Source organism: Planococcus sp. APC 3906 (genome assembly GCF_030407685.1).
GTDB lineage: Bacteria > Bacillota > Bacilli > Bacillales_A > Planococcaceae > Planococcus > Planococcus koreensis.
The window spans coordinates 51,029-63,957 of the sequence record NZ_JASDCW010000015.1 but is presented as its reverse complement, the minus strand read 5'-3'; the positions used below and the strand labels follow the sequence as shown (position 1 = coordinate 63,957).

The 12,929-nt window shown below is 48.2% G+C and carries 13 protein-coding genes; 2 read left to right on the top strand and 11 right to left on the bottom strand.

Going from position 1 to position 12,929, the window contains the following annotated elements; all coding sequences use genetic code 11:
• Positions 1-55 precede the first annotated feature (55 nt).
• From QMA09_RS10300 to ezrA, 11 genes are all read right to left on the bottom strand, one after another.
• The gene (locus QMA09_RS10300; RefSeq protein WP_290213056.1) at positions 56-652 is read right to left on the bottom strand and encodes a histidine phosphatase family protein; all 597 of its coding nucleotides are present in this window, start codon (positions 650-652) and stop codon (positions 56-58) included.
• Between the two features lie 141 nt (positions 653-793).
• Complete coding sequence (locus QMA09_RS10295; RefSeq protein ID WP_135503200.1) at positions 794-979, bottom strand: hypothetical protein; 186 nt, start codon at positions 977-979, stop codon at positions 794-796.
• 73 nt (positions 980-1,052) lie between these two features.
• Positions 1,053-1,976: a class I SAM-dependent methyltransferase gene (locus QMA09_RS10290; protein ID WP_290213055.1), complete on the bottom strand. Its 924-nt coding sequence runs from the start codon at positions 1,974-1,976 to the stop codon at positions 1,053-1,055.
• A gap of 54 nt (positions 1,977-2,030) precedes the next feature.
• Complete coding sequence (gene tpx / locus QMA09_RS10285; protein WP_135503205.1) at positions 2,031-2,537, bottom strand: thiol peroxidase; 507 nt, start codon at positions 2,535-2,537, stop codon at positions 2,031-2,033.
• Between the two features lie 43 nt (positions 2,538-2,580).
• On the bottom strand, positions 2,581-3,141 hold the full coding sequence (locus QMA09_RS10280; protein ID WP_290213054.1) for an RDD family protein: 561 nt from the start codon (positions 3,139-3,141) through the stop codon (positions 2,581-2,583).
• A gap of 15 nt (positions 3,142-3,156) precedes the next feature.
• Positions 3,157-4,170 carry a signal peptide peptidase SppA gene (gene sppA / locus QMA09_RS10275; protein WP_290213053.1) on the bottom strand — a complete coding sequence of 338 codons (1,014 nt, stop codon included), beginning with the start codon at positions 4,168-4,170 and terminating at the stop codon, positions 3,157-3,159.
• 84 nt (positions 4,171-4,254) lie between these two features.
• Positions 4,255-5,172: an EamA family transporter RarD gene (rarD, locus tag QMA09_RS10270; RefSeq protein WP_290213079.1), complete on the bottom strand. Its 918-nt coding sequence runs from the start codon at positions 5,170-5,172 to the stop codon at positions 4,255-4,257.
• 494 nt (positions 5,173-5,666) lie between these two features.
• The gene (gene mbcS / locus QMA09_RS10265; RefSeq protein ID WP_290213052.1) at positions 5,667-7,238 is read right to left on the bottom strand and encodes an acyl-CoA synthetase MbcS; all 1,572 of its coding nucleotides are present in this window, start codon (positions 7,236-7,238) and stop codon (positions 5,667-5,669) included.
• Between the two features lie 155 nt (positions 7,239-7,393).
• Positions 7,394-8,596, bottom strand: a complete 1,203-nt coding sequence (gene thiI, locus QMA09_RS10260) for a tRNA uracil 4-sulfurtransferase ThiI (protein ID WP_290213051.1) — start codon at positions 8,594-8,596, stop codon at positions 7,394-7,396.
• 3 nt (positions 8,597-8,599) lie between these two features.
• Positions 8,600-9,706: a cysteine desulfurase family protein gene (locus QMA09_RS10255; protein WP_290213050.1), complete on the bottom strand. Its 1,107-nt coding sequence runs from the start codon at positions 9,704-9,706 to the stop codon at positions 8,600-8,602.
• Positions 9,707-9,762: 56 nt separating this feature from the next.
• A complete protein-coding gene (gene ezrA, locus QMA09_RS10250) occupies positions 9,763-11,466 on the bottom strand; it encodes a septation ring formation regulator EzrA (protein ID WP_290213049.1) in 1,704 nt (567 codons plus the stop codon).
• A 154-nt stretch (positions 11,467-11,620) separates the two neighbouring features.
• On the opposite strand from ezrA, the gene hisJ reads away from it, so the two are divergent.
• Together hisJ and QMA09_RS10240 are read left to right on the top strand one after the other, a co-directional pair.
• Positions 11,621-12,415 (top strand): histidinol-phosphatase HisJ, encoded by a 795-nt coding sequence (gene hisJ, locus QMA09_RS10245; protein ID WP_290213048.1) that lies wholly within the window; start codon positions 11,621-11,623, stop codon positions 12,413-12,415.
• Positions 12,416-12,441: 26 nt separating this feature from the next.
• Positions 12,442-12,921 (top strand): GAF domain-containing protein, encoded by a 480-nt coding sequence (locus QMA09_RS10240; protein WP_135503226.1) that lies wholly within the window; start codon positions 12,442-12,444, stop codon positions 12,919-12,921.
• The last annotated feature ends 8 nt before the right edge of the window (positions 12,922-12,929 follow it).

The window sequence follows — 12,929 nt, the reverse complement described above, 5'->3', positions numbered from 1 at the left end:
CAGCTTCTTAACAAATCGAATTCAGGCTTGCGCCTGGATAATAAGTTTGTAGAGGCTAGTCTCTGACTCCTGCAGTTTCCAAATGTTTTACGCAATTATACAATGTGCAGTCCCATTCGTTTCCGTTATGTTCCAGTATCGTAATCGAAGTGTTTTGTAAATCTGTTTTCTCGAATCGCTCAGGCAGCATTCTGCGTAGCGTGATGCCGATCAAGGCACCGTGGCTGACGACCAGCACCCGTTTGCCTTCAAACTCTTTCAAAATGCTGTCGATTGCTTCGCGGCCGCGCTTGCCGACACTGTCAGAGCTTTCCATCCCTAAATCCAGTTTGCGCCATTCAGCACCCCATTTTTCCAGCCGCTGCTGTTCTGTCGTCCCTTCGATTTCACCGCCGGACATTTCGCGCAAGCGCGTATCAAAAAAACTGATCGGCAGCGCCAATTTTTCGGAAATGATCTCCGCTGTTTCTTTTGCCCGCGCCAAATCACTGGAAATGATCATATCCCAGCGTTCTTCTGCCGACAGCCGGTCTGCAAGCGCAGCCGCTTGGCTCTTTCCGGTTTCATTTAACGGGACATCGGAGCTGCCCTGGGCGATGCCCGATAAATTCCATTCTGTGATGCCATGCCGTACAATGCCGATTACCGTCACAACCGCTTCCTCCTAATATATAAAAATTCTTCCCTTTCAGTTTACAATTTCTTTCCAACAGATGCCACAGGTTGTTCAAAATCACGATTCATTGTTCGGTTGAGAACTAAAAAAACCCGGCACAGGGGCCGGGCTTGCTCATTATACGCCCATTTTACGGCGCGTGTTGCTGACTTTCTTTGTCTGTTGGCTTTTCAGTTTCTTCGCTTCTTTAGAAGCGCCATTGCTGCCTTTTGAGTTTGCCGCTTGGTTCTTCTTCGCTTCCAGCTGGCGTTTTACCGCTTCTTGCAGACTCACTTTTTTCGGAGTTTCGTTTGTTTCAGTCATGATCATCCCTCTTTTCTTTTACCTTGTGCTTGCGGGTGTTTTATGACTTCCATTATAACACAATTCGGCCATTTTATTGTTTGTTTTCTTTAAACCATGTGCTGACTTGGGAAAAGAATTTAGACATAGTGGTCGGATTGGACATATTCGGTACGCGGGCGAGCAGCACTTCTTTCGGTGCCTTGACGCCTTCTTTTTTCTTCTGCAGAACGAGGATGCCTTTGGCGTGGGCTGAATTTTTGAACAGCGTGTCCGGCAATTCCATTACCGACTGGATATAAGCAGTCTTTTTCAGGAATGCGTGAAGTTCGCCTGCCTGCGGTGATTCAAAAAGCGCTTTTGGCACGACAAAAAACAAATAACCGCCATCCACGGTATGCTTCATCGCTTGTTCGATAAACAAATGATGCGCATAAGACATGCCTTCTTCAGCTTTCAATTCAAAAGTGGCGGCTATCTCTTCATCCGGGTAATAGCCCACCGGCAAATCCGATACGACCGCATCGACCGGGTCGATCAACAACGGCTGAAGTGCATCCTGGCGGTAGAAAGTTACCGGCTGCTCCACAAGGTCCGCTGCAGAAGCAGCCAAACGGATCAGCAAGTCATCAATTTCAACGCCTGTCCCTGTGATGCGGCCATCGAGGTAATTCATGATTGTCAGCATCAAATTCCCGGTGCCGAGCGCCGGGTCCATCAGTGTGAACTTTTCTTGCTTCACAAACAATTCGACCAAATAGCCGACCAGTAGGCCAAGCGCGTCCGGCGTCATTTGGTGATGCGGCTGCACATGCTCTTTCATGCCTTTCAGCACAGCCAATTGGATCGCTTTGCGGATATCTTCCTTGCCTGCTTCTGCTGCCGGCTGAATATGGCCGTCGAGCCAGCTCTCTGTTGTTTCCAGCAAGCTTTCTAGATAAGGAAGGTCTTTTTCTTTTTGATATGCTGTCGCGTGCTGATCGATAAAATTAAATACTTGTTCCATAGATGAATTCATTTGGTTCTCCGTCCTCAATAAGGAAACCCACTCGATTAAGAGTGGGTTTCTGTTTTAGTTTGTAAGGGTTTTGACTGCTTCAAGCGCTTTGTCGTAATCCGGATGGTCTGTGCCTTCCGCGACATATTCCACATAAGCCACTTTATCGTTTTCATCGATAACGAAAATTGAACGCGCCAGCAAGCGAAGTTCTTTCATCGAAGTGCCGTATGCTTGTCCGAAATCCAAGTCGCGATGGTCTGACAATGTTGTGATCGAATCGACGCCATTGATTTCAGTCCAGCGTTTTTGGGCGAACGGCAAATCAGCCGAAATCGTCAATACTTCCACGTTTTCGCCAAGTGAAGCAGCTTCTTCGCTAAACCGTTTTGTCTGGTCTGAGCAGACTCCTGTATCAAGCGACGGCACAACGCTGATTAATCTTACTTTCCCAGCAGTGTCCTTCAATTCAACAGGGCTCAGGTCATTTCCAAGAACCGTAAAGTTTGGAGCTTGATCTCCGACTTTGACTTCATTTCCCGGTAAAGTGACCGGATTGTTCTTAAACGTAATTTGTACCATCAAAACGCCTCCCTTTCAGTGTAACTCTATCTTACTAGAACGCTTAGGCGTCTTGCAACTCAGACCGTTCAGCTGAAGCTTTTTGAATCGTTTTTTGTTTGCGGTACGAGCTTTCGTGGATCACCGTCGTATCCGCGATAAAGTCATGCACGCCTTGCTTAAGCCTCGTAAAACCGACTATCCAATAAAGCGGCAGGATGGTCGCTGAAATAAAACGGCCGATCCATTCCCGGAATAACATAGTACCCCATGTCAGTTTATCGTCTGCCAAGGATATTACCCGCAGCCCCATGATCATTTTGCCGACTGTCTGATTGAAAAACTTCGTCATCAGCACAAAATAGCCGTAAAAAATGACCGCGGTCACTATGGCATAAGGCGCATACCATGCGGAAGATGCCGTTTCTGCACCGACAAGCAGAAATATGGGTTTCACCAGAATCGAAGATGCGGAAGCCACCACGATCAAATCGATCAGGTATGCCCAAAATCGGACCCAGAAACCAGCTGGCATGTGTTCATAATACAGAACTTCTTCATACTGTCGTTCGGGACGCGGCGCCGGTCCGGCTGCAGCAATTGTCCCGTTAACTTGGTCCGCCATATTCATCGTCCCTCCTTATTTTTCACCGTATAGATACATCATGCGTGGTGCACTATGCTCTGTCAGCAATTTCGCAATCATTTGCGATTCCATGTCCGCTCCGAACAGCGAATTCACTTTCATTGAAAAGAGTGATCCCAATCCTTGATTGGCACCGTATTCAAAGACTTCCGCTCCTGCCAGGTCAAAATCTTTCTGGAGTGCGGCAATGACATCTTCGTCGTAGCCGAAATCATCTGCTAAATCGGCTTCTACAGCCTGACGCCCGTTCATGATTCGGCCATCTGCCACTTGCTTCACTTGCTCTTCTGTCATGTCACGGCCTTCCGCAATTACGTCGACAAAACTCTCATAAGAATCATTGAGCATTTCCTGAAGAATTGCTTCTTCTTCAGGCGTCATATCGCGTGTCGGGCTCATAATATCTTTATAAGGCCCCGATTTGATGGTTACGAAATCAACGCCGTAACGCTCTGCTAATTCACCATAATTGACGCTTTGCATAATAACACCCAATGAACCCGTCAAGGTTTCCGGGCTGACAAAAATCTTGTCTGCAGGCGCTGAAATGTAATAGCCGCCAGATGCGGCTGTTGCGCCCATAGAAACGTAAATCGGTTTTTCGGTGTTTTCCTGGATTTCTTTGATCTTGTCGTAGATCTCTGCGGACTCAACTACGCCGCCTCCAGGGGAATTCACTTTCAAGACGACTGCTTTGACCGAATCGTCTTCATCCACTAGTTCCAATTGCTCCATAAATGCTTGGTGGTTATAGCCGGCAGCCCCGAACAGCGACGCCGCTTCCCCCGTATCCTGGATGACGCCGTCGACGTTCATGACTGCGATGCGTTTATTGAAATCGCCTGCCTCGATCACGTTCTCGGAAAATCCAGTCTCGGTTGCCCCCATCAGCTCGTCGACCCCGGTACCGAAACTGTTTTGGAAAAGTGCGAATGCCGAATTGATGACAATCGAAATTCCCAGTAACGCAACGGCCGCGATAATCGCTATCCATCTTTTTGTATTCATAATTGCTCATTCCCTCCCTTGGATGTCTCTTCTATTATACGGTTGAACCCTATGAAATGTTTCATTTAAAGTGTCAGCTTGGGCTCAATGCTGTGAATTCAATCGCCCTTTTCGGACACTTCTCGCTTCGATCACTTTTGAAGCCGTAAAAATTGCCAGCGCCACCCAAACGAATGAAAATGAAATCACATTGATGCGGTTGAATTCTTCGCCGTAGACCAGCACCCCGAGAATCAACATCAGCGTCGGGGCGATGTATTGCAGGAAGCCGACCATGTAAAGCGGAATCAGCGGAGCGCCTGTTGCAAAGAGGAATAGCGGCAGTGCAGTAGCAGCACCGCTGATCACCAGCAAAATGTCCGTTGACGAACCGCTATGGAGAAAAGATGCCTCCCCTGCAGCAAAGAGGTAAACGTAATACGCCAACGCTGCCGGCATAACGAATAGCGTTTCAAGTGCAAGTCCGCGCAATGCATTCAACTTGATCGTTTTTTTGATCAGTCCATAAAACGCGAAACTGAATGCCATCCCGAACGCCAGCCATGGCAAGGTGCCATAGGAAACCGTTAAAATGGCCACCCCGGCAGCAGCCAGCACAAAAGCGAATTTTATTGCCGGCGATAATTTCTCTTTCAGGAAAATCACACCAAGGAGCATCGACACCAGCGGATTGATGTAATAGCCCAAGCTGGTCTCTACAATCCGGTCATTGGTCACTGCGAAAATATACAGGAACCAGTTTAACGTGATCAGGTAAGATGCGAGCATCAAGGTAAAGAACTTCTTCTTTGATTTCCATAACTCTTTTAAATCGCCAAGCAGCATTTTCCGGCCTTTTAGCAGGACGATGAACGCCACGGTCAGAATCAGCGACCAAACGATGCGCGAAGCAAGAATTTCATCACTCGACACATGGTCCAGCAGCTTCCAATAAATCGGCAGAAAGCCCCAAATCGTGTACGTCAGCATTGTATAAAGGATTCCTTTTTTCTCATCTGCCATCATTGAAAATTCACCAGTCTTTCTATTATTTTGCTTCTCGAAATATCAGCCTAATTATATGCCTGCCCATGGGCAAAGTAAACAAAAGAAAAAACAGCCAACTGGATCGGCTGTTTACAGGCTTATAGGAATAATAGTTATTGCTTCTCATTTCGCTTCAGACGGACGCGTTCCGCGGGCACGGCTTCAGCCGCTTCCAGGGTCTGCAGCTCGTCGCTCTGTCGCTTTGCTCCATCACTGCTCCCGCTGGAGTCGCCGTCTTCCGCTAAATTCAATGTTATATCTTAAATAGAAAATTATTTCTTTTAACATAGAACATAAAAGATATACTTTTTGCAGTTGCTTTCGATTCTCTCGATATGGAGCAAAACAGCGTAGACGCCTGCGGGAAAGCGAGACAGCCGAGACCCCGCAGGGAGCAAAGCGACTGAGGAGGCTTGGCGCTCGCCCGCGGCAAGCGCAGCTGTTTTGCGGAATATCGGTTCCAAAAATTCTTATTTGTTCATTTCCTTCTGCCGTAGTTCAACGCGGCGGATTTTGCCGGATGCTGTTTTTGGCAGTTCGGACATGAACTCGATGGCACGCGGGTATTTGTACGGTGCCGTCAGCTCTTTTACGTGGTTCTGCAGATCCTTGATCAGTTCGTCGGAAGGTTCGCTGTCTCCGACGAGCACGACGAATGCTTTGACGATGGTGCCGCGGATTTCGTCCGGCGCACCGACGACTGCACATTCCTGTACGGCCGGGTGTTTGACGAGTGCATCTTCCACTTCGAACGGCCCGATTGTGTAACCGGAGGAGATAATGATGTCATCGCCGCGCCCTTCGAACCAGAAATAGCCGTCGTCATCTTTGGATGCTTTGTCGCCCGTAACGTAATAATCGCCGCGGAATTGCATTTTCGTGCGCTCATCGTCTTTGAAATAGCCTTTGAACAGGGCTGGCGTGTCGACATGTACAGCGATATCGCCCACTTCTCCGGCCCCTGCAGGTTCGCCGAATTCATTGATGATTTCAACGCGGTTGCCAGGCGTCGGTTTGCCCATTGAACCGATTCTAGTTTCCATTCCTTTCATGACGCCCACAAGCAAGGTGTTTTCAGTTTGCCCGTAGCCATCGCGCACTTCCAGGTTGAAATGATTCTTGAAGACGTTGATGACTTCTGCATTTAGCGGTTCGCCGGCTGAAACAGCGCTATGTAGCGATGATAGATCGAATGACGCCAAGTTTTTCTGTTTGGCCATCAAGCGGTATTCGGTTGGCGTGCAGCAAAGAACATTGATTTTGCGGCGCTCTAAAATCTGCAAGTAGACTTCGGGATCGAATTTGCCGTTGTAGACATACCCGGTTGCTCCGCTTCCAAGCGTGGCAAGGAACGGGCTCCAAATCCATTTTTGCCAACCTGGGCTTGCTGTTGCCCAGACGAGATCGCCTTCTCTAGCGCCGAGCCAGTGCTCAGCTGATGTCCGCAAGTGGGCATATGCCCAGCCGTGGCTGTGGACTGCGCCTTTGGGATTTCCGGTCGTTCCCGAAGTGTACGATAGGAACGCCATATCATCTTTGCCCGTGTCAGCAGCATTATACTCACTGGAAGCGCTTTCCATTTCCTCCGTCAACGAGATCCATGTATTGTCCGACTTGCCGATAACGAATTTCGTGACTCGGTCCATTTCCGCTACATCTGCAAACTGATCCATGAATGGTTCATATGCAATCACCGCTTTGGCGTCGCTGTGGTTTAATCGGTAGGAAATGTCTTTGGCGCGCAGCATCTCCGAACTCGGAATCACAGCCAAACCGGCTTTTAATGCTCCGATATAGGCGACGTATGCTTCGATCAAGCGTGGTACCATGACCAGCACGATATCCCCTTTTTTCAGTCCTGCTTTTTCAAAACTGTTTGCTGCTTTATTGGCGCGTGCAATCAGTTCGTCATATGTAAGTTCCTGTGTTTCCCCTTTGTCGTTCTCCCAAATAATAGCCATCTTGCCATCGCCTGTCGCGAACTTTTCGATTTCCTCTGTTAAATTATAAGATTCAGGTGCTACGAGTTCATTTCGATCCATCTTATTATTCCCCCTTGGCTTATAGTAACTGCTTCCATTAAAGTATACCGCAAAATTCCCAGTATTCAAAATACTCCATAAAAAAAAGCAGACTGCCCAATCAGGCAATCTGCTTTTCAATTTGCAATTTACGTTTAATTTTCAATAACTCAATTTTACAATAAATCATCATAAACGGCTTTTTTGGGGCGTGGGAATTTAATGATTTCCCGGTTTTCCACCGCTTCTTGGATAAGGCCGTCAAACGACACGAATTTTTCGTAATACTCGACTTTTTCGAGCTTCGGCTTGGTTTTTGGATTGGCCGGGGTGAAAATCGTACAGCAATCTTCAAACGGGCGGATGGAAATCTCATAAGTATCGATTTTCTGCGCCGTTTCGATGATATCAAGCTTGTCTGCCGCAATGAGCGGACGCAGCACAGGCGTATGGGTCACGGCATTGATGGCTGCAAGCGACTCAAGCGTCTGGCTTGCAACTTGGCCTAAGCTTTCGCCTGTAACAATCGCTTGGCAACCCGTGTCTTCACGCACGAGATCGGCAATGCGCATCATCATGCGGCGTGTTGAAGTCATTGTGATGTTGTCCGGCACTTGCTTATGGACTTCCTGCTGGAGCGCCGTAAACGGAATGACGTGCAATCTGACAGAAGAACCGAACTGGCTCAGCTTCTCTGCCAAGTCAAACACTTTCTGTTTGGCGCGCTCATTTGTAAATGGCGGGCTGAAAAAATGGATCAGTTCCAAACGCACGCCGCGCTTCAGCATATGGTAGCCTGCCACCGGGCTGTCGATGCCGCCGGACAGCAGCAGCAAGGCTTTTCCGGAAGCACCAACTGGCAATCCGCCTGCTCCGGCAAATGTTTCAGCCATCATGAATGCACCTTCTTCGCGCACTTCAATCTTCAACTCAATGTCGGGATTTTTCATCTGCACCGTCAGGTCCGGGAAATTCCGCAGTACCTGGGAACCGATGGTCTGCACAATTTCAGGTTTTTCATGTGGAAATGCTTTATATGGACGTTTTACCGACACTTTAAAACTTTTTCCTGCATGGTCCGTTTTTTCCATCACGGTCATGGCTGCACGTTTCATGGACTCGAGATCCAGTTCGCACTCGGTTACCGGACTGAACGACTGGATTCCGAAAACTTTTTGCAGGCGGGACTGGACTTGTGCAATTTCCGCTTCGCTATCCGAATAAATGAACATCCGGTCGCGCTCCGCTTTGACGCGTACGCCTGGTAGATCCGAAAATGTCTGTCTGACGTTGTCACGCAGGCGTCCGATAAATGAACTTCTATTTTTTCCTTTGGTGGACAACTCGCCGTAACGCACGAGGATTTGATTTGTTTTCATGGATTAAGCTCCTTTGATGATCGCGTAGACATGTGCAAACGCTTTTTGGAATGATGATAGGTCTTCAGCTGTCGTGAATGCACCAAAGCTGATGCGGATGACGCCGTCTTTGAATTCTCTCGGCAATCCGATTGCATCGATGACGTGGCTTGCAGCTGTGCTTTTTGAAGAGCATGCGCTCGATGTCGAAACGATGACGGATTGCTGCTGCAATCCGGAGACCAGTACTTCGCCTTTGATGCCCTTGACAGCAATCGCAAGAATATGCGGCGCGGCGCCTTTAGGGCTGACGACTCTCACGCCAGTAAAGCCGGAGAGGAAATCACGCAATTGTTGATTCCATATGGTGAACTCCGACCGTGGCTCTGCAAGCCGCAGCGCCTTGGCAAGAGCCACGGCATCTGCGACAGAAACGGTGCCGCTCCGCAAACCGGATTCATGGCCCCCGCCGTGCTGGACAGGCAACAGTTCCACTCCTTTATTATAGGCTAAAACCCCACTGCCTTTCAGGCCATGGATCTTATGCCCAGATACCGTCAACAAGTCTGGCATGTTTTGACGGTCGAGCGCCACTTTCCCGACGCTCTGGACGGCGTCGCAATGCAATAAGGTCCGGGTACCCGCTAATAGCTTTTTCACTTCCGCGATGGGATGTACCGCACCGATTTCGTTATTGACATGCATCAAGCTCACCAACACCGTATCGTGCCGCAGCGCTTTTTGCAATTCGGATAAATCGATCTCGCCCATTTTTCCGACCGGCAGGCGGGTAATTTCGAACCCGCGCTTCTCCAGTTCCTCCATCGTTTTCAAAACAGAGGAATGCTCCGTAGCTGCGGTGATCATGTGCATCCCGCGCGTTTTCGAAGCTTCAGCAACGCCCTGCAGCGCCAAGTTATTGGCTTCCGTACCGCCAGACGTGAAGATGATCTTTTCCATCCCCAATAGCTCCGCAATCTGAGCTCTTGCGCCTTCCAGCAAATCTTCCGCTTGGTTGCCCATCAAATGGATCGAAGCCGGATTCGCGTAATAGCTTTCATTCACTTTCACGAATGCCTCGAGGATTTCGGTTTTCGGTTTAGTTGTTGCACTATTGTCCAGGTATATCATTTTTATACTCCTCCCAAAAGAAAACCACCAGCGCGTCGGCTGGTGGTTTTCTCATTTTATACGCGCCAAGCATCTTCTTTCACCAGTACTTCGATTCGTTTCATCGAGCCTGGTTCAAAATTTTCAACTGCTGTAGCCGCTTCTTCCAACGCTTTTGAATACCGGAGCTGGCGGAAAGACTCTTCCGCTTCCATCAGCTTGGCGTTCATCTGCGGATTCGTTTTTCTGTAACGGTTGCCGTATTGGATAATGCGCTCAACCAGCAGCACATTTTCAATCATTTCTTTCGCTTTTTCTTCGACTTCATCGATGCATTTCTCGGCTTTCGTCAAGTAGCTGTCGACCAGTTTCATATTAAGCGGCACTTCCTGCAAGCCTTGCATTGCGACGAATAAATGCTCTTCCGCTTCTTCTAGGCGAACGTCCATCTCTTCCGGAATCCCAGGAGTGTTCGCTTTATGCAGCATGCGGTCCGTTTCCTGTAATTGGCGTTTGAGGTGTTCCAGTTTTTTGCGGGCTTCGTTTTCGTCGATCCGCAGATTTTTCAAAGATCCAGCCAAGCCGCTTTGAGCTACATCGACCTCAGCAAGTTCTTTGCGGATGTTGACCAATTCTTCTTCCAGGCTTGAGTAGGCTGCCTGTTCTTCTTGCGTGCGGGACTCGAGCAAGTCGAATCGGCGTTGAAGTTCTTTCAATTTGTCCAGGCATGCACGCGGAATCGCTGCATCGCTCTCGGAAATCTTATAGCTCTGCTGCACGACTGCACATTCATCATACGTATCGCGTGTCTCACTCGACACCGTATCCAATTGTCGGCCGGTTTGTACTTTGTATTGGTCAACGAAATGCTTCGCTTCCACTTCTTTTTCAAGTAGCTCGTAGAATGAATCGATGCGGTCTTTCATCGCTTCCGCTTTGACAGTCGTTTCGGCGATTTTCAACTCGGCAATTTCTTCTTTCATATGGGCCAATTCCTGCTCCATCGCATCCAATTGCCCCGTCAATTCGAGGTGGTTCAAATAATACGATTGAGACTCCATTTCACGCTGGCCGCTACGCAATTCCTGGATCGAAGCCGGTATTTTCGACTGGACATCTGCCAGCAATGGCGGGATGTTGTCGATAAGCGAAAATACGTAATCCCCTTCATCTGATAAGCCCATAACCGTTTCGCGGGCTTCCAGGTAATTCCCTTCTTCCGTCAGCTTGTCGTATTCACTGAACAATGGCGTGAACGATTCAAGCTTCTTCTCTAAAGGTCCGGCTGCTGCTCCATATGAATGCTGGTGCGCCAATAAGGTTTTACGCGCTTGGCGGTAGTGGTCTTTCATCAAGTCCATTTCGCTGCGGTTCTTTTCTTCACTGCCGATCAAGTCGCTCAATTCCGAAAGGATCTCGTTCATCTGCTGATCCACTTTTTCAATGCGGACTTCGATTTCCTGTTCAATCTTCGAAGCTTTTCCGAAATTGAAGCGGTCAATCGCATCTTCTGCGTCGAACAGCGATGCGTCGATTTTCGGAATATGTAAGTCCATGATTTCCGTCCAGACAGCGCGCCAGCGTTCGAACATTTCTTCCGTCTGGCCGTTCATGTTCAATTGTTTCACTTTCGTCAGTTCTTCGAGTATCGGTTTGTTTTGTATTTGCAGTTTTAACTGTTCCAAGCGTTCAATTTCCGCGTTGTGCTTCTTTCGAAACATGAATCCGACGATAATTACCGCTATTAGAATGATGACCGCAATGATGATATACTTCATCATAAGCCAATTAGCCCCCTGTTCCAAAATCCATTTCCTCTTCTATATAAATGCATTTCATGATTCTATTATTTTAACATGTATTCTATTGTTTTGTTTGCGAATTTAGAAGAAATGATAAAATATTTTTATTCTCTAAAGAAAGTTGGTGTTTCCAATGAAAAGAGACGGCCATATCCATACCCCCTTTTGTCCGCATGGCACTGCTGATGCCTTGGAATCCTATATTGAAAAAGCGATAGCTTCAGGTTTCCTGGATATCTCATTCACTGAACACGCTCCACTCCCCCCCTCTTTCACCGATACGACTCCGATGAAAGACAGCGGGATGAGCTTTGACGTGCTGCACCGTTATCTAGACGCCGTTGAAGCTGCAAAAGATGCATACAAAAACGATATCCGGATCCGGGTTGGGCTGGAAGTCGATTTTATCCAAGGCTTTGAAGAGGAAACACGCATTTTTTTAAATGAAATCGGACCACGTCTGGATGATTCAATTTTATCCGTGCATTTTGTCAAAGCAGGACCGCGTTATTTCTGCCTCGATTATTCTCCAGAAGTTTTTATGGAGCTTGCGGCGGCGGCAGGTTCTGTCGAAGTAGCATACGGCATTTATTACGATACCGTTGAAGCGTCGATTGCATCTGACCTCGGCAAATTCAAACCGAAGCGCATCGGCCACCCGACGCTGGCACATAAATTCCAATTTTCTCATGGCGCAAACATTGATGACGAATCGCGCATCAAGGCGATCATCGACAAAATCGCTGACGCCGGTGCAGAGCTTGATGTCAACAGCGCCGGCTATTTCAAACCGGATTGCCTGGAGCCCTATCCTTCGAAAAAATGGATCCGCTATGCCGAATCACTCGGCATTCCACTGGTGTTCGGTTCCGATGCACACAGCGCCAAAGGCTTGCATCAAGGCTATGACAGAATCTATAATGGATAAATCCACAAACGAAATGAGGGTCTTTCATGTTCACTCAAACAGATTATAGCGGCACGCGTGCAAGCCAATACGCGATGCTCGGAAAACAATTGGATGCCCTGCTTGAAGGCGAATCGAACGCCATCGCCAACTTAAGCAATGCATCTGCATTACTAAACCAATTTTTAGACCGCATCAATTGGGTCGGGTTTTATTTAATGGAAGAAGGCGAACTTGTGCTTGGGCCATTCCAAGGCTTGCCGGCATGTGTGCGCATCAAGGTCGGCCGAGGCGTATGCGGCACTGCTGTTTCTGAAAAGAAAACAATGCTTGTCGAAGATGTCCATGCTTTCCCTGGACACATTGCCTGCGACGCAGCTTCACGTTCAGAAATCGTTGTACCATTAATCAAAAACGGTGAAGTGATCGGCGTCCTTGATATCGACAGCCCAGAACTCAGCCGCTTTACACAAGACGACCAGGCAGGACTCGAGAAGTTTGCTGAAACACTGATTAAGCATCTTTAATCCTAACA